The organism is Sphingomonas sp. ASV193 (assembly GCF_040203355.1).
GTDB lineage: Bacteria > Pseudomonadota > Alphaproteobacteria > Sphingomonadales > Sphingomonadaceae > Sphingomicrobium.
In genome coordinates this window covers 110,704-128,225 of record NZ_JBEHBW010000005.1, presented here as the reverse complement: position 1 = coordinate 128,225, position 17,522 = coordinate 110,704, and the positions used below count along the sequence as shown (strand labels likewise).

General features: G+C 69.6%; 13 protein-coding genes. 9 read left to right on the top strand and 4 right to left on the bottom strand.

All coding sequences use genetic code 11. The annotated features are described in order from the left end of the window. The first annotated feature begins 1 nt into the window (after nucleotide 1). Nucleotides 2–880 carry an amidohydrolase family protein gene (locus tag ABDK56_RS10750; protein WP_349808273.1) on the top strand — a complete coding sequence of 293 codons (879 nt, stop codon included), beginning with the start codon at nucleotides 2–4 and terminating at the stop codon, nucleotides 878–880. Here ABDK56_RS10750 and ABDK56_RS10745 read toward each other — a convergent pair. From ABDK56_RS10745 to ABDK56_RS10735, 3 genes are read right to left on the bottom strand one after another with little or no spacing between them, the layout of a single operon-like run. Next, on the bottom strand, nucleotides 877–1,497 hold the full coding sequence (locus tag ABDK56_RS10745; RefSeq protein WP_349808272.1) for a 2-dehydro-3-deoxy-6-phosphogalactonate aldolase: 621 nt from the start codon (nucleotides 1,495–1,497) through the stop codon (nucleotides 877–879). The two genes, ABDK56_RS10750 and ABDK56_RS10745, sit on opposite strands and share 4 nt — an antisense overlap. Next, the gene (locus ABDK56_RS10740) at nucleotides 1,494–2,384 is read right to left on the bottom strand and encodes a 2-dehydro-3-deoxygalactonokinase (RefSeq protein ID WP_349808271.1); all 891 of its coding nucleotides are present in this window, start codon (nucleotides 2,382–2,384) and stop codon (nucleotides 1,494–1,496) included. Before ABDK56_RS10740 ends, ABDK56_RS10745 begins: the two co-directional genes overlap by 4 nt. Before the next feature lie 8 nt (nucleotides 2,385–2,392). Continuing rightward, nucleotides 2,393–4,189 carry an IlvD/Edd family dehydratase gene (locus tag ABDK56_RS10735; RefSeq protein WP_349808270.1) on the bottom strand — a complete coding sequence of 599 codons (1,797 nt, stop codon included), beginning with the start codon at nucleotides 4,187–4,189 and terminating at the stop codon, nucleotides 2,393–2,395. Between the two features lie 66 nt (nucleotides 4,190–4,255). On the opposite strand from ABDK56_RS10735, the gene ABDK56_RS10730 reads away from it, so the two are divergent. The 8 genes from ABDK56_RS10730 (at nucleotide 4,256) to ABDK56_RS10695 (ending at nucleotide 15,562) form a co-directional block, all read left to right on the top strand. Next, complete coding sequence (locus ABDK56_RS10730; protein ID WP_349808269.1) at nucleotides 4,256–5,206, top strand: Gfo/Idh/MocA family protein; 951 nt, start codon at nucleotides 4,256–4,258, stop codon at nucleotides 5,204–5,206. A 207-nt stretch (nucleotides 5,207–5,413) separates the two neighbouring features. Then, nucleotides 5,414–8,437 carry a TonB-dependent receptor gene (locus ABDK56_RS10725; RefSeq protein ID WP_502959294.1) on the top strand — a complete coding sequence of 1,008 codons (3,024 nt, stop codon included), beginning with the start codon at nucleotides 5,414–5,416 and terminating at the stop codon, nucleotides 8,435–8,437. 108 nt (nucleotides 8,438–8,545) lie between these two features. After that, entirely contained in the window at nucleotides 8,546–10,084 is a 1,539-nt protein-coding gene (locus ABDK56_RS10720) for a tryptophan halogenase family protein (protein ID WP_349808266.1), read from the top strand. After that, nucleotides 10,081–10,794 carry a SapC family protein gene (locus ABDK56_RS10715; protein ID WP_349808265.1) on the top strand — a complete coding sequence of 238 codons (714 nt, stop codon included), beginning with the start codon at nucleotides 10,081–10,083 and terminating at the stop codon, nucleotides 10,792–10,794. The genes ABDK56_RS10720 and ABDK56_RS10715 overlap by 4 nt, the downstream gene beginning before the upstream one ends. Next, a complete protein-coding gene (locus ABDK56_RS10710) occupies nucleotides 10,787–11,809 on the top strand; it encodes a cupin-like domain-containing protein (RefSeq protein WP_349808264.1) in 1,023 nt (340 codons plus the stop codon). Before ABDK56_RS10715 ends, ABDK56_RS10710 begins: the two co-directional genes overlap by 8 nt. Continuing rightward, nucleotides 11,806–13,287, top strand: coding sequence for a tryptophan halogenase family protein (locus tag ABDK56_RS10705; RefSeq protein WP_349808263.1), 1,482 nt, complete (start codon nucleotides 11,806–11,808; stop codon nucleotides 13,285–13,287). The genes ABDK56_RS10710 and ABDK56_RS10705 overlap by 4 nt, the downstream gene beginning before the upstream one ends. Before the next feature lie 8 nt (nucleotides 13,288–13,295). After that, entirely contained in the window at nucleotides 13,296–14,348 is a 1,053-nt protein-coding gene (locus tag ABDK56_RS10700) for a LacI family DNA-binding transcriptional regulator (protein WP_349808262.1), read from the top strand. Beyond that, complete coding sequence (locus ABDK56_RS10695) at nucleotides 14,345–15,562, top strand: MFS transporter (RefSeq protein WP_349808261.1); 1,218 nt, start codon at nucleotides 14,345–14,347, stop codon at nucleotides 15,560–15,562. Before ABDK56_RS10700 ends, ABDK56_RS10695 begins: the two co-directional genes overlap by 4 nt. Here the strand turns inward: ABDK56_RS10695 and acs are convergent. Next, on the bottom strand, nucleotides 15,548–17,497 hold the full coding sequence (gene acs / locus ABDK56_RS10690) for an acetate--CoA ligase (RefSeq protein ID WP_349808260.1): 1,950 nt from the start codon (nucleotides 17,495–17,497) through the stop codon (nucleotides 15,548–15,550). The two genes, ABDK56_RS10695 and acs, sit on opposite strands and share 15 nt — an antisense overlap. Nucleotides 17,498–17,522 lie beyond the last annotated feature (25 nt).

The following is a 17,522-nucleotide window of genomic DNA, read 5'->3' as shown; positions in this document are numbered from 1 at the left end:
GATGGGTCACGCGGACGGGGCGGACGAGCGGCCACCGGCGCGGGCGGCGCTGATCGACGCGCACCAGCATTTCTGGCGGCTCGACAATCCGGGCCACCAGTGGCCGGGCGAGGCGGAGGCGGCGATCTGCCGCGACTACCTCCCCGCCGACTTCGCGGCTGAGACCGCCGGGCTCGGCGTCGCGGGAAGCATCCTCGTCCAGGCGCAGCCGACCGATCGTGACACCGACTGGCTGCTCGACCTCGCCGAGGCGGATCGCGCGATCCTTGGCGTCGTCGGCTGGGTCGATTTCGCCAGCCCCGACGCGCCGCGCCGGATCGCCGACCTCGCCGCCCGGCCGAAGCTAAAGGGGCTGCGGCCGATGCTCCAGGCGATCGACGATAGCGCGTGGGTCCTGCGCGACGCGGTCGCGCCCGCGGTCGCGGCGATGTACGAGGCTGGGCTATGCTTCGACGCACTCGTCCAGCCGCGGCACCTGCCCGCGCTCGCCGCCTTCGCGGCGCGCTGGCCCGGCTTGCCGATCGTGATCGATCATGGGGCCAAGCCTCACGCGGCGGCAGGAACGCTCGATCCGTGGCGCGACGACATGGCGCGGCTCGCCGACGCGGGGTGCTGGTGCAAGCTATCGGGGCTGCGGACCGAACAGGCGCCCGGCCAGTCGGCGGACTCGCTGGCGCCCTATGTCGATGCGCTGCTCCGCCTGTTCGGGGACCGGCTTATGTGGGGCAGCGACTGGCCGGTGCTGCACATGGCCGGGGATCGCTATGCCGACTGGCTCGGCGAAGCGCGGCGGCTGGCGGGGGCGGCGGACGCGGCGCGGCTGTTCGGCGGGGCGGCGGCGGCCTTTTACGGCGTCGCGCCGATGCGCGAGGCGCCCTAACGCATCGCCGAAACGAAGCGCGCGGCGGCGGAGCCGACCTCGTTGGCGCCTTGCCCGGGCCGGTAGAGTGCCGAGCCGAGCCCGAACCCGTCGGCCCCGGCGGCGCGCCACGGGGCAAGCGTGTCGGGGGTGATCCCGCCCACCGCGAGCAGCGGCACCGATCGCGGGAGCACCGCGCGCTGCGCCTTGAGCACCGCCGGGCTGGCCGCCTCGGCGGGGAACAGCTTGAGCGCGTGCGCGCCCGCGCGGAGCGCCTCGAACGCCTCCGACGGGGTGAAATAGCCGGGCATCGAAACCATGCCGGCGCGAACGCTTGCTTCGATCACCGCGGCATCGGTGTTGGGCGAGATGACGAGCTGGCCGCCCGCGTCGCGGACTCCCTCGACCGCGTCCGCCGACAGCACCGTTCCCGCGCCGACCAGCGCACGCCCCGCGAACCGCCGCGCGAGGCGGGCGACGCTGTCGAGCGGGTCGGGCGAGTTGAGCGGCACCTCGATGATCGTGAACCCCGCGCCGACCAGCGCCTCGCCGATCGCTTCGACCTCGTCTGGGCGGACCCCGCGCAGGATCGCGACCAGCGGACATCTGGCGAAAGCCGAATCGAAGGCGACGGTCATCGGCTGAGCTCCCATATTCGCCTCATCCCCGCGACGAAGGCGGCATTGCTGTCGACATGGACGACCTCGACTCCGAGCGCGCGTAGCGCGGCGCCATAAAGCGATCCGAGCGCGGCGTCGGCGAGGAGGTGGACCGGGCCGTCGCCCGCATGGGCGCGGCAGTCCGCCCCGATCAGCAGGCCGCTGACGAACGAGGCGACCCCCTCGCGCGGGCGGCGGCCGAGCAGGACCGCGGGGCGCGAAGCGAACAGCGCGGCGAGCAGGTCGCCTTCGGCGGCAGCGCGCACGCCCTCGTCGAAATGCGCGTCGGCCTCGACGGGGGCGATCATGTCGCGCCCGATCAGCGAATGGTCGCGCATCATCGCGAACATCTCGCCGGTCATCGCGGTGGTGAAGGAGGCCAGCGCGCCGCCCGCCATCCGCGCCCACTTGCAATGGGTCCCCGGCTGGCAAAGCCGGGCGTCGGCGGGGGCGAGCCCGGCGTGGACCGCGCCGAGGAACTGCACTTCCTCGCCACGCATCACGTCGGCGGGGTCTGCCTGCGCGACGCCGGGGACGATCGAGGTGCGCGGGTCGATCCAGATGAGCGCTTCCGCAAGCCGGTCGAGCCGTGCCGGCAGGTCGACATAGCCCGCGTCGCGCCACCCGAGGCTCGACCCGACCATCCCGCCGAGCAGCATCGGGTGATCGCCGACCCGCGCGCGGATCGCCGCGACCTCGCGCGCATAGTCGTCGCCGGAGAGGCTGGTGACGCCGCGCGAGTCGGCGCTCGCGACCGGCTCGCGATCCTGCTCGACGACATGGATGCGGCGGTTGGTGGTGCCCCAGTCGACCGCGATCAGCGGGGTCGGTGTCGCCTCATATCCAGGCCGGTGCGTAGTCGGCATCGCGCGAGTCAGTGGCTGTCGCGCGGCAGGCCCTTCGCCGCGATTCGCTGGAACGGGATCGCCTGCTCGATCACCGCGCCGCGGTCGAGCTGGCCGACCGTGTCGCGGTGAATCTGCTGCCACGGGGTCTGCGAGGCGGGGATCGGGTAGCCCGCCTCGGCCAGCGCGGCGCGGCGGGCGGCAATGTCGTCGTCGGCGAGTAGCAACTCGACCCGGCGCGCGGGGAGGTCGACGCGCAGCCGGTCGCCGTCGCGCAAGATCGCGAGGTTGCCCCCCGCTGCCGCCTCGGGGGCGGCGTTGAGGATCGAGGGGCTGCCCGACGTCCCCGACTGGCGCCCGTCGCCGATGCACGGGAGGTGGTGGATCCCGGCACGGATCAGCGCGGCGGGCGGACGCATGTTGACCACCTCGGCGCTACCCGGATAGCCGATCGGCCCCGCGCCGCGCATGACGAGGATCGTCTCGGCGGTGATCCCGGTCGCCGGGTCGTCGATCCGCCGGTGATAGTCCTCGGGCCCGTCGAACACCGCGACCGGCCCTTCGAATACGCCCGGCCGTTCGGGGTCGGACAGGTAGCGCGAAGCGAATTCGTCGGAGATCACCGACAGCTTCATCACCGCGCTGTCGAACAGGTTGCCGCTAAGCACGGTGAGCCCGGCGGCGGGCTTGAGCGGGTCGGCGAAGGGGCGGATCACCGCGGTGTCGCGGATCGCGTGACCGTCGAGATTCTCGGCAATCGTTCGCCCGTTGGCGGTTGGCGCGCTGCCGTCGATCAGCCCCTCGGCGAGCAGCTCGGCCATCACCGCCGGAACGCCGCCTGCGCGATAATAATCCTCGCCCAGATAGTCGCCCGCGGGTTGCAGGTTGACGAGCAGCGGGACGTCGCGCCCGTGCGTCTCCCAGTCGTCGAGCGTGAGCTCGACCCCGGCGTGGCGGGCGATGGCGTTGAGGTGGATCGGGGCATTGGTCGAGCCTCCGATCGCCGAGTTGACCTTGATCGCGTTGAGGAACGCCGGCCGGGTCAGGATGGTCGAAGGCCTGCGGTCGGCATGGACCATATCGACGATCGTCCGGCCGGTCTCGTAGGCGCACTGCTGGCGATCACGATAGGGCGCGGGGATCGCCGCCGAGCCGGGGAGCGACATGCCGAGCGCCTCGGCGAGCGAGTTCATTGTCGTCGCGGTGCCCATCGTGTTGCAAAAACCGGTCGACGGCGCCGACGAGGCGACCATCTCGACGAAGCCGCGATAGTCGAGCTTGCCCGCGGCGAGCAGCTCGCGCGCCTGCCACACGATCGTTCCCGATCCCACCCGGCGCCCTTCGAACCAACCGTTGAGCATCGGCCCGACCGACAGCGCGATCGCGGGGAGGTCGACGCTCGCCGCCGCCATCAAGGCCGCCGGGGTCGTCTTGTCGCAACCGATGGTCAGCACCACCCCGTCGAGCGGGTAGCCGAACAGCACTTCGACGAGGCTGAGATAGGCGAGGTTGCGGTCGAGCCCCGCTGTCGGGCGCTTGCCGGTTTCCTGGATCGGGTGGGTCGGGAATTCGAGCGGGATCCCGCCCGCGTCGCGGATTCCGTCGCGCACCCGTTCGGCGAGGACGAGGTGGTGGCGGTTGCACGGGGTGAGATCGCTGCCGGTCTGGGCGATGCCGATGATCGGGCGGCCCGACTGCAGTTCCTCGAGCCCGAGGCCGAAGTTCAGGTAGCGCTCGACATATAGCGCGGTCATGTCGGGGTTTGCCGCGTCGTCGAACCAGGCACGGCTTCGCAGGCGCGGCGGATCGGGGGGCGCTTTCGTCATCCTTCGCTGTCCCACCTGCCCATATCTGCGTTGTGCGCGCCGCCCGATCGGCCTAGCCTGATTTATATGACAATTACGGCAGCCCGCGCGGCGACTCAAGGATCGATCGACATCGCCCTGATCGGACTCGGCAAGATCGCGCGCGACCAGCATGTCCCGGCGATCGCCGCCGATCCGCGTTTCCGGCTGGTCGCGACGGTCGATCCGCACGCGCGGCTCGACGGGGTGGCGGGGTTCGGCTCGCTCGACGGGCTGATTGCCGACGGCCCCCCGCTCGAGGCCGTAGCGATCTGCACTCCGCCGGCGATCCGTGCCGGTCTCGCGCAGCGCGCGATCGCGGCGGGCTGGCACGTGTTGCTCGAAAAGCCGCCGGTTGCGAAATCGAACGAGGCCGCGGCGATCGAGCGGCAGGCGGCCGCGGCGGGCGTCACGCTGTTCGCCGCATGGCATTCGCAGATGGCGGGCGGAGTCGCGCCCGCGCGGGCGTGGCTGGCGGATCGCGCGGTGACATCGCTCGATCTCCAGTGGCGCGAGGACATTCGCCGGTGGCATCCGGGTCAGGACTGGCTGTTGGCGGCGGGCGGCTTCGGCGTGTTCGACCCGGCGATCAACGCCTTTTCGATCCTGACCGCGATCCTAGCCTCGCCGATCGCGATCGACGCGGCGCGGCTGATCGTCCCCAGGGGGCGTGACGAGCCGATCGCGGGGGAACTCAGCTTGCGCATCGGCGATGCGCCGGGCCGCGCCAGCCTCGACTTCCTTTACGAAGGCGCGCCGCGATGGGAGATCGCGATCGAAACCGCGGCGGGGTCGCTGCGGCTTTCGGACGGCGGCCAGCGGATCGCGGGCGAGGGGATCGGCGAGGTCGATGCGGTCGCAGAATATCCGGCCCTCTACAGCCGCTTCGCCGACCTCGTCGCCGCGCGCGAGAGCGAGGTCGACCTGGCGCCGCTCCTCCTGGTCGAGCAGGCCATGCGGTGCGCTGCAATCGAGCCGGGTCCGCACTTCGACTGGTAGGGCTGCCCGGGTCCAGTCCGCCCGCGCCACCGTTAACGTCCCGCGAGGCAAGTCGCCCGGGACGTCCTCCCTCGCTGTCATCGAACTGATGCAAGCATGTCACGCCGCGCCGGAATCGCGCGCGGCACGATTGACAGAGTGAACGTTCACAATCATCACCTTCGCAACCGCCATCAGAGCGGACCGAATTCAGTGGAGGGGAAATCGATGATTGGCGATCGTGCGCTGTTGAATCTTGCCGTGGGCGTTTCGGCCCTGGCCCTTGCGGCGCCTCAGGCCGCGCTCGCTCAGGCGCAGGCGCCCACGCCGCCGGTCGCCGATCCGAACGCCCCGGTTTCCGACCCGACCGCGACCCCGGCCGAGGCGAGCGCGCAAAAGGAAATCGTCGTCACCGGCATCCGCGGCTCGCTGCGCAAGTCGATGGACATCAAGAAGAACGCCCAGGGCGTGGTCGATGCGATCTCGGCCGAGGAAATCGGCAAGTTCCCCGACACCAACCTCGCCGAGTCGCTGCAGCGCATCACCGGCGTGTCGATCGACCGGTCGAGCGGCGAAGGCTCGACCGTCACCGTCCGCGGCTTCGGGCCCGAATTCAACCTCGTCCTCCTCGACGGTCGCCAGATGCCGGCCTCGGGCCTCGGCGACTGCTGCTCGGCCCCGGCGTCGCGCAGCTTCGACTTCGCGAACCTCGCGTCCGAAGGCATTGCCGCGGTCGAAGTCTACAAGTCGGGCCGCGCGAGCCTGCCGACCGGCGGCATCGGCTCGGCGATCAACATCGTCACCCCGCGGCCGCTCGACCGTCCGGGCCTGCGCGGCTCCTTCTCGGTCAAGGGCGTTTACGACACCTCGCGCTTCCGCGGCCTGCCGATCACGCCCGAAGTCTCGGGCATCTTCAGCGACACCTTCGCCGACAACCGCATCGGCATCCTGTTCACCGGCTCCTACCAGCAGCGCAAGGCGAGCGTGTCGCAGTTCAGCGCCGGCTGGCGCGAGGGCTATTCGGGGGCGGAAAACAACTGGGAGTCGCTCGCGCAGCCCGGTGACCCGCGCTACGCCAACATCACCAACCGCCCCGGGCCGACCGACATCTACCAGGTGCCGCAGAACGCGGGCTACGACTTCACCAACCTCACCCGCACCCGCATCAACGGGCAGCTGGTGCTCCAGGCGCGCCCGGTCGACAACCTGACCGCGACGGTCGACTACGTCTATTCGCAGAACACGATCGACGCGCGCACCAACAGCATCGGCGTCTGGTTCAACGGCAACGACACGACCAGCAGCTGGACCGACGGTCCCGCCGCCGGCCCGCTGTTCTATTCCGAGCATTTCGGCCAGGGGGAGAACAAGGATCTCGCGATCACCGGCGCGGTCGCCAAGAACCGTTCGATCAACCGCTCGCTCGGCGGCAACCTCGCGTGGAAGGCCAACGGCCTGCGCCTGACGCTCGACGCGCATCATTCGACCGCGGAAAGCAAGCCGACCTCGCCCTACGGCAGCAACATCGCGGTCGGCACCGCCATTTACGGCGTCCAGAACCAGAAGATCGACTTCACCTCGGACATGCCGGTCATTTCGGTCAGCATGTACCCGGGCTCCGAAGTCACCGCGTCGAACATCCGGCCGGCGGGCAACGCGTTCCGCAACGCCTACATGAAGGACACGATCAACGAGGTCGCGTTCCGGGGCGGCTACGACTTCGACAGCTCGTTCATCAAGAGCCTCGACTTCGGCGCGACCTATACCGAGAACAAGGTGCGCTCGGCCTACGGCTTCATCCAGAACGACACGTGGGGCGGCACCCTGTCGGCGGCGAACACCCCCGACACGCTGTTCACCCCGACCCCGCTTCCGCCCGATCTCGCCGGCATGTCCGGTTCGAACAATCCGGCGATCATCCCGGGCTATTTCCAGATCGACACCAACGGGCTGATCCAGCTTCTCAACGAAAAGATCGGAATCTGCTCCGCGACGACCGGCCCGGCGGGGAGCTGCCTTGCCGCCTACACCGTCGACCGGCGGATCAAGGAGCGCACGCTGGCGCCCTATATCCAGTCGACCAGCAGCTTCGACCTGCTCGGAAACCAGGCCAACCTGCGTCTCGGCGTCCGTTATGAGACCACCCGCGTCAGCTCGACCGCGCTGACCGGCGTTCCGGGTGGAACCCGCTTCACCGGCGGCAACGAAATCTCGATCCTCCAGGGCAGCGGCTCGCAGTTCCTCACTACCAAGGGCCGCTACCACAACTGGCTCCCGGCGATCGATTTCGACATGTCGCCGATGCGCAACGTGAAGCTGCGCGCCTCGTACAGCCACACCATCACCCGCGCCGACTATGCCTCGCTCGCGGGCGGCCTGACCGTCAACTCGCCGGCGCGCCCGGACGGCGGCGGCACCGGCGGCAGCGGCAACCCCAACCTCATTCCCTACAAGTCGAAGAACATCGACCTGTCGGCCGAGTGGTATTACGGAGCGTCGAGCTACGTCTCGGTGGGCTATTTCCACAAGACGGTGAGCAACTTCATCGCCAACACGACGACGCAGCAGCCGGCGTTCGGCCTGACCAACCCGGCAAAGGGCCAGGCGTATCTCGCCGCGGTCGCCGCGCTCGGGCCGAATGCCAGCTTCGCCGATATCCTGGCCTATGTTCAGACGCACTTCCCGTCGGCCTTCTCGCCGGGTCCGAACGCGTCCGATCCTTATACCGGCGGCGGGATTCTCGGCCTTGCGTCGGACCCCGCGTTGATCTTCACGCTGACCACGCCGGGGAACAGCGACCGGGTGGCGCACGTCCACGGCTTCGAATTCGCGGTCCAGCACAACTTCTGGGACACCGGGTTCGGTACGATCCTGAACTACACGATCGTCAAGAGCGATACGAAGTTCGACAATACGCTCGAATATCGCACGACGCAGTTCGCGGTCCCGGGGGCGAGCAACAGCGCCAACGCGGTGCTGTATTACGACAAGAACGGGCTGCAGGCGCGTATCGCCTACAACTGGCGCCAGGGCTTCCTGGCGGGTTACGGCTTCGACCCGTTCTACGTGAACAGCTATGGCCAGTTCGACGCCAGCGCGAGCCTCGAGGTGCGCAAGGGCTTCACCATCTTCGCCGACGGCATCAACATCACCGGTGCCGACCGCAAGGGCCATATGCGCAACGCGAACATCGTATACTTCGCGCAGCCCGGACACCCGCGCTACTCGCTCGGGTTCCGCTACAACTTCTGATCGCGATCGAGCCGGAAACGGCCCGGTCGTCGCGCCTGAGCCGTCCCGGCCCCTCCGGGGCGGCTCTTGGCGTTGGGCCACGAGGGAATTTGCGCTAGGCGTCAGGCGATGAGCAGCCCAGTCGAACGCGTCGTGATCGTCGGTGGCGGTACCGCCGGCTGGCTGTCCGCGGCGACGCTCGCCGCGTGGAGCCGCCAGCCGGGCAACCCGCGACTGGCGATCACGCTGATCGAGGCGCCCGACATTCCGACCATCGGGGTCGGCGAGGGCAGCTGGCCGACGATGCGCGCGACCCTCGCGGCGATCGGCATCTCCGAGACCGAATTCCTCGCCGCGTGCGATGCCTCGTTCAAGCAGGGTTCGCGATTCGATGGCTGGGCCACCGGCGCGGCGGGCGACAGCTATCTTCACCCGTTCACCCCGCCCGCGCTCGCCGACGCGCGGCAGCTGGTCGCGGGCTGGCGGGCGGTCGGCGCCGATCGGCCGTTCGCCGAGGTCGTCACCGCGCAGGCCGCGCTGAGCGCGAAGGCGCTCGCCCCGCGGCAGGGCGAGATCGCCGATTATGCCGGGGCGGTGAACTATGGCTATCACCTCGATGCGGGCAAGTTCGCCGCGCTGCTTCGCGACCATGCGGTCGGGCGGCTCGGGGTGAATCACCTCGCCGACCGGATCGTCGCGGTCGACGGCCCGCGCGGCGAACGGATCGACGCGGTCCGCACCGCGTCGGGCGCCTGCATCGCGGGCGACCTGTTTCTCGACTGCAGCGGGCTTCGCGGGCTGCTGATCGGCGATCATCTGGACGGCGGCTGGGTCGACCGGTCGGACGTGCTGCTTAACGACCGCGCGCTCGCCGCGCAGGTCCCCGCGCCCGACGGGCCGATCGCCTCGCAGACGGTCGGGACCGCGCACGAGGCGGGATGGCTGTGGGACATCGCGCTGCCCAGCCGGCGCGGAATCGGCTGCGTATACTCGTCGCGCTTCATCGACGACGAGGCCGCGCGCGCGATCCTCGACCGATATGTCGGCAAGCAGGTTCCTGGCGCGCGCGACTATCCGGTGCGCCGCATCGAGTTTCCGACCGGCCACCGCGCGCGCTTTTGGGTCGGCAACTGTCTCGCAGTCGGGCTGTCGGCCGGGTTCATCGAGCCGCTCGAGGCCTCGGCGATCGTGCTGGTCGAAGTGTCGCTTCGCGCGCTGACCGAGAGCTTCCCGCGCACCGCCAAGCAAATGCCATTCCTGGCGAGCCGGTTCGATGCGCTGTTCGCGATGCGCTGGGCGCGGATCGTCGAGTTTCTCAAGCTCCACTATGCGCTCTCGACGCGCGAGGAACCCTACTGGCGGGCGCAGCGCGCGCCCGCCTCGATTCCCGACCGGCTCGCCGGGCTGCTCGCGCTGTGGTCCGACCAGCCGCCTTCGGCGTCGGACCTGCCGCTGGCCGACGAGATGTTCCCGGCGGCAAGCTATCAATATGTCTATTACGGGCTCGGCGGGGCCGTTCCGGCGGGGCTGCCCGATGCCTCGGCGGAGACGATCGAGGCGCTCCGCCGGGTCGAGCAGCGCGCCCGCGCGCTCGCAGCGGCGATGCCGAGCAATCGCGACCTTCTCGGCCACGGCCAACCCATCATTTCGCAAAGGGCGGTATCATGAGCAACCACGCGATCGTCGACGCCGCCGCGCACCGCGAGCTGCGCGTCCGCACCGAGCCGAGCGAGGCGATGGGCGACGCGGTGATGTCCTGCTTCACCGTGCCCGACGAGTTTCGCCGCCTGCAGAACGAGTTCCCGATCCTGTTTCGCCGCGACGCGACCAGCCGGGCGCTGTCGGCCATTGTCCTGATGGGGTTCGAGGCGGGGGAGAACCTCTACTTCGACCAGGGCCAGTGGCGCGCGCGCAACCGGCCGATGGCGCTCGCCGTCCCGCCGTTCCTCGTCGGACGCGGCGCGCCCGACAGCGACCAGCTCCAGCTCCACATCGACCTCGATCACCCGCGCGTGTCGCGCGATGGGGCCGGGACCCGCCTGTTCGACGACGGCGGACGGCCGACCGCGCTGGTCGAGGAAACGATCGCGCTGCTCGGCGCGCTCGACGGCGGGCATCGCGAGGCGGGCGCCTTTTACGCCGCGCTCGATCGCCACCAGCTGACCGAATCCTTCGCGCTCGACGTCGAGCTTGCCAGCGGGGCCAAGCACCGCATGGTCGGGTACGAGATGATCGCCGAGGAACGGCTCGCCGCGCTCGACCCCGCGGTGCTCGGCGAGCTCAACGCGGCGGGCCAGCTCGAGCCGATTTTCATGGCGATCGCCTCGCTCGCCAACCTCACCAAGCTGATCGAGTGGAAGAACGCGCGCAATGGCTGATGCCGCGAGCCCGACAATCGCGGTCGCAGCGATCGCGGAGGAGGCGCTGTCGGCCGCCGACCTCGACCGGCGGCTGAGGGGCGCGCGCGAGCCGTTCGTGGTGCGCGGACTCGCAGGAGACTGGCCGCTGGTCGCCGCCGGACGGGAAGGGCCGGCGGCGGCGGCACGCTATCTCTCGGCCCGGGCGCGCGATCGCAAGTTCACGGTCAGCATCGGCCAGCCCGGCGGCGGCGAGCGGCTGTTCTACGATTCGGCGATGGGGCTCAATTTCCGCGTCGCGCAGGGGCCGCTCGGGCCGATCCTCGACGGGATCGTCGCCAACGCCGACAAGCCCGACGCGCCCGCGGTCTACCTTGGCTCAGTCGACATGGCGGCCTATTTCGACGGGCTGGCCGAAGCAAACCGCGTGCCGCTCGGCGAGCGCGCGCCGCTCGAAAGCATCTGGATCGGGGGGCGCACCCGTGTCGCGGCGCATAACGACGTGCCCGACAATCTCGCGGTCTGCGCGGTCGGGCGGCGGCGCTTCACCCTGTTCCCGCCCGACCAGTTCGCCAACCTCTACCTCGGCCCGCTCGAGCATACGCCCGCGGGGCGCCCGGTCAGCATGGTCGATTTCCGCGCGCCCGACTTTGCCGCCCACCCACGCTTTCGCGACGCGCTGCGCCACGCGCGGGCTGTCGAACTCGAGCCCGGCGACGCCCTGTTCATCCCCTCGCTGTGGTGGCACCACGTCGAGGCGCTCGCCCCGTTCAACGTGCTGGTCAACTACTGGTGGCGCGACGCGCCGGCCTTTCTCGGCAAGCCCGAGGACGCGCTCAACCACGCGATCCTGGCGATTCGCGACCTGCCGGCCGACGACCGCGCGACGTGGCGCACGCTGTTCGACCATTATGTGTTCGACAATGACGGGGTCGCCGAACACCTGCCCGAGGAAGCGCGCGGCGTGCTCGCCCCGCTGACCCCCGAAACGGCGGGGCAGATCCGCGCCTTTCTGCTGCGGAGCCTGTCGCGATGAGCCGCTGGCCGATGCGTCGAATCGTGATCGCCGGGGGCGGCACCGCGGGGTGGATGGCGGCGGCCGCGCTCGGGCGCACGCTCGGCCCGATCGCCGAGGTCACGCTGGTCGAAAGCGAGGCGATCGGCACGATCGGGGTCGGCGAGAGCACGATCCCGCCGATCGTCACCTTCAACAACCTGCTCGGCATTAACGAGGCCGAGTTCATGCGGGCGACCGGGGCGACCTTCAAGCTCGGCATCGAGTTCGACAATTGGGGACGTGACGGCGACCGCTATTTCCACAGCTTCGGGACCGCCGGAAAGGACCACTGGAGCGCGGGCTTCCAGCATTTCTGGCTCGAAGGTCTGGACCGCGGGCACGACGCGCCGTTCGACGATTACAGCCTCGAATCGAAGGCGGCGATGGCGCGGCGATTCGCGCACCTCCCCGACAACGGGCTCAACTACGCCTACCAGCTCGATTCGGCGCGCTACGCGGCGTTCCTGCGGGCGATGGCGGAAAAGGACGGGGTGCGCCGGATCGAGGGGCGGATCGCCGAGGTCGAGCGCGAGGGCGAAAACATCGCCGCGATCCGGCTCGACGATGGCCAGCGGATCGAAGGCGACCTGTTCCTCGACTGCACCGGGTTCCGTGCGCTGCTGATCGGGCAGACGCTGGGCGTCGGCTTCGAAGACTGGAGCCATTGGCTGCCGTGCGACCGGGCGATCGCGGTCCAGACCCGCTCGGTCGAGCCGGCGGTGCCGTTCACCCGCGCGATCGCCCACGACGCGGGCTGGCGCTGGCGGATCCCGCTCCAGCATCGCACCGGCAACGGCATCGTCTATGCCAGCCGCTATCTCGACGACGAGGCGGCGCTCGAGCGGCTGCTCGGCGATGTCGAGGGCGAGCTGCTGACCGAGCCCAACCGCCTGCGCTTCCTGACCGGGGTGCGCCCGGCGCAATGGTCGGGCAACTGTATCGCGATCGGCCTGTCGGGCGGGTTCATCGAGCCGCTCGAATCGACCGCGATCCACCTCATCCAGCGCGCCGTCCTGCGGCTGATCCGGATGCTGCCGATGGGCGAAGTCAGCCCGCGCGACGTCGCCGAGTTCAACGACCAGCAAGTCACCGACTATGTGCAGATCCGCGACTTCATCATCCTCCACTATTGGGTGACCGAGCGGCGGGATTCGCCCTTCTGGCGGCATGTCGGCGAGATGGAGATTCCGGGCAGCCTCGTGCAGAAGATCGAGCTGTTCCGCGAGACCGGCCGGGTGTTCCGCAAGAACGAGGAGCTGTTCCAGGAGAATAGCTGGACCCAGGTGATGATGGGGCAGGGGATCCGCGCAAGGAGCCATCACCCGATCGCGACCAAGCTCGACGATCGCGAGCTTGCCGGGCTGCTGTCGATGATCCGCGACGGGATCGGGCGGACCGTCGGCTCGCTCCCTTCGCACGCCGATTATGTCGCGCGCTATTGCGGCGCGGCGGACTGAGGCCGGTCATGGGACGTCGCAGGCAGCAGGTCACCATTCGCCATGTCGCAGCCGATGCGGGCGTCAGCCTGCAGACGGTCAGCCGGGTCATCAACAACGAGCCCAACGTCCGCCCCGAGATGCAGCAGCGCGTCCAGGCGTCGATCGACAAGCTCGGCTATGTCCCGTCGATCGCGGCGCAGCGACTGAGCGGTTCGCGCTCCTACATCATCCTCGCGCTCAACGACCGCGACCGCACCATCGCCGACTGGCGCGAGCGGCAGGGCACCGACTGGGTCGACCAGATGCTGCTCGGCGGGATGCTCAAGGGCGCCGAATATGGCTACCGCCTGATCTTCGAGCTGGTCGATACCCAAGACGACCATGTCGAGCGCGAGCTTCGCGCGACCATCGCCTCGCTCCAGCCCGACGGGGTGATCCTGACCCCGCCGCATTCGGAGAACAAGCAGATCACCGACCTGCTGCACGAGGCGGGGATCGTGTTCGCGCGAATCGGCTCGGTCGCGCCGGGGCCGGGGATCGCGATGACGATGGACGACCGAGGCGCGGCGGCGCTGGCGACCGCGCACCTCGCCGACCTTGGGCACCGCCGGATCGGGCTGATCGCGGGGTCGAGCGAATATTCGCTGAGCGGGTGGCGGATCGACGGGTGGCGCGAGGAGATGGCGCGGCGTGGCCTCGCCGACCATGCGCTGCTCGAACAGGGCGACTTCAGTTACGAATCGGGCGAACAGGCCGCGCGTCGGCTGCTCACCCGCGCCGAGCCGCCGACCGCGATCATCGCCAGCAATGATCGCATGGCACTGGCAACGATGGCGGTGGCGGCGGAGATGGGGATCGCGGTTCCCGACCGGCTGTCGGTGGTCAGCTTCGACAATACGCCGATCGTCGCCTTCAGCCAGCCGTCGCTGACCGCGGTCGACCAGCCGGTCGCCGAGACCGCGTCGCTGGCGATGGAATCGATCATCCGCTGCCTTCGCGGCGAGCCGGTTCCGGACGAACCGCTGGTGGTGCCGTCGCGGCTGGTCGCGCGTCAGTCGACCGCCGGCCCGGCGCGATGAACCTGCGGGCCGATCCCGCGGACGTCGCCGAACCGACGCGCCAGCCGACGCTGTTCCTGCTGCTTTACGCGCTCGCCTGGGCAGGCGGGGCGGTCGCCTACGTCCCGTTCCTGACCATATTGCTGCCCGCGCGGATCGAGCTGATGACCCCCGAGCCGGTCCGCTGGCTCGCCTACATGTCGTTCACCGGGGCGATCGCGGCGAGCGTCGGCGGGGTGGTGTTCGGCTGGCTTAGCGACCTCAGCGGGCGGCGCGTGCCTTGGATCGCGGTCGGCCTGCTGGTGACCGTCGGCCTGCTCTCGCTGGTGCCGCTCGCGACCAGCCCATTGTCGCTGCTCGTCCTGATCGTCGTCTGGCAACTGTCGCTCAACATGATGCTCGCCCCGCTCGCGGCGTGGGCGGCGGATCAGGTCCCGCCCGCCCAGCTCGGGTCGCTCGGCGGGCTGCTCGCCTTCTCCCCCGCGCTCGGGTCGGCGGCTGGCGCGCTGGTCACCATAAGCGGGCTCGCCAGCCCCGACGGACGGCTGTTCCTCGTCGGCGTGCTGGTCGTGCTGTGCGTCGTCCCGGCGCTCGCCGCGGCGGGCACCGCGCGCGACGTCGCGCCGCTGCTCGACCGGCAGGCGACCGAGACGTCTCGCCCGCGATCCCGGATCGTCGCGATGTGGATCGCGCGGGTACTGCTGCAGATCGCCGAGGCGGCGCTGTTCGCCTATCTCTATTTCTATTTCCGTTCGATCGACCCGGCGAGCGATACCGGGTCGGTAGCCCGGCTGTTCAGCGTCGTCGTCGGGACCTCGGTCCCGGTCGCATTGGTGGTCGGCCGCTGGTCCGATCGCCACCACAGGCCGATCGCCCCGCTGATCGGCTGCGCGCTGGTCGCCGCCACCGCCCTCGGCGCAATGGCGCTGGCGAGCGGCGTGACGCAGGCGACCGCGGCCTACGTCGTGTTCGGGGTCAGCGCGACGGTGTTCCTGTCGCTACACTCGGCGCAGACCTTCCGCGTGCTCGGTCGCGGCTCGCACGGGCGCGACCTCGGGCTGTTCAACCTGACCAATACCGCGCCGTCGCTGATCATGCCGTGGCTCGCCGCCTCGATCATCCCGAGCTTCGGCTATTCGACGCTGTTCGGCCTGCTCGCGATCTTCGCGCTCGGTTCGGCGGTGATCCTGCTGCTGCTGGTCCACCGCAACCGGCGCGGGTCACGCCCCGGCTGAGCCCGGCCGGTTGGCAAGCAAATTGTCGACCACCGACGGGTCGGCCAGCGTCGAGGTGTCGCCGAGGTTGCCGGTATCGTTCTCGGCGATCTTCCTTAAAATCCGCCGCATGATCTTGCCGCTGCGGGTCTTGGGCAGGCCGGGGGCGAACTGGATCACGTCGGGGGTCGCGATCGGCCCGATTTCCTTGCGCACCCATTGCACCAGCTCGCGGCGCAGCGGCTCGTCGCCCTCGGTGCCAGCGTTGAGCGTGACATAGGCGTAGATGCCTTGGCCCTTGATGTCGTGCGGCATGCCGACCACCGCGGCCTCGGCGACTTGCCTGTGCGCGACGAGTGCGCTTTCGACCTCGGCGGTGCCCATGCGGTGCCCGCTGACGTTGATCACGTCGTCGATCCGCCCGGTGATCCAGTAATAGCCGTCCTCGTCGCGGCGGCAGCCGTCGCCGGTGAAATAGGTGCCGGGATAGGTCGAGAAATAGGTCTGGAAGAAGCGCTCGTGGTCGCCGTAGACGGTGCGCATCTGGCCCGGCCAGCTGCGGGCGATGACCAGGCTTCCGGTCGCGGCGCCCTCGAGTGGCTCGCCCTCGCCGGTCAGAAGCTTCGGCTCGACCCCGAACATCGGCAGCGTCGCGCTGCCTGGCTTGGTCGGGATCGCGCCCGGCAACGGCGAGATCATCACCCCGCCGGTCTCGGTCTGCCACCAGGTGTCGACGATCGGGCAGCGACCCTCGCCGACGACGCGGTGATACCATTCCCAGGCTTCGGGATTGATCGGCTCGCCGACCGTGCCCAGCAGTCTCAGCGAGGCGCGGCTGGTGCCGGTCACGAATTCGTCGCCCTCGCGCATCAGTGCGCGGAGCGCGGTCGGCGCGGTATAGAAAATCTCGACCTTGTGCTTGTCGATCACCTGCCAAAAGCGCGAGGCATCGGGGAAGTTGGGGACGCCTTCGAACATGACGCTCGTCGCCCCGTTGGCGAGCGGACCGTAGACGATGTAGCTGTGCCCGGTGACCCAGCCGACGTCGGCGGTGCACCAATAGACCTGGCCGGGGCGGTAATCGAACACGTACTGGAAGGTCATCGCGGTCCACACCGCATAGCCGCCGGTGGTGTGGAGCACGCCCTTGGGCTTCCCGGTCGATCCCGAGGTGTAGAGGATGAACAGCGGGTCCTCGGCGCCCAATTCCTCGGGCGGGCAATCGGCCGACTGCGCGTCGAGCAACGTGTCCCAGTCGATATCGCGACCGTCGACGAACCCGACCTCGGCGCCGGTGTGGCGGAGCATGAGCACGCGCTCGACCCCCGCGCAATGCTTGAGCGCCTCGTCGACATTGGCCTTGAGCGGGACCGGCTTGCCGCCACGCCGGCCTTCATCGGCGGTGATCATTAGCTTACTGTCGCAATCCTGGATGCGACCCGCCAGCGCGTCGGGCGAAAAGCCGCCGAACACCACCGAATGGACCGCGCCGATCCGCGCGCAGGCGAGCATCGCCACCGCCGCCTCGGGAACCATCGGCAGGTAGATGGTGACCCGGTCGCCCTTCGCGACGCCGAGCGCCTTCAGCGCGTTGGCGCAGCGGCAGACGAGTTCGTGCAGGTCGCGGTAGGTGAGGGTGCGGCCCTCGGCGTCGGGCGAATCGGGTTCCCAGACGATCGCGACGCTGTCGCCGCGGGTCGCGAGATGCCGATCGAGGCAGTTGGCGGCGAGATTGAGCGTCCCGTCGGCGAACCAGCGGATACCAAAGTCAGCCTCGTCGAAGCTGCTCTCGTCCACCTTGGTGAATGGCCGCATCCAGTCGATCCGCTTCGCCTCGTCGCGCCAGAAGCCGTCGGGATCGGCGAGCGAGCGGGCGTGCATCGCGTCGTAGCGCGCGCGGTCGACCAGCGCATCGCGCGCCCATTGTTCGGGAACCGGGTAAACTGCATCGGCCATGGGGCGCTCCTCTCGGCGCGACACT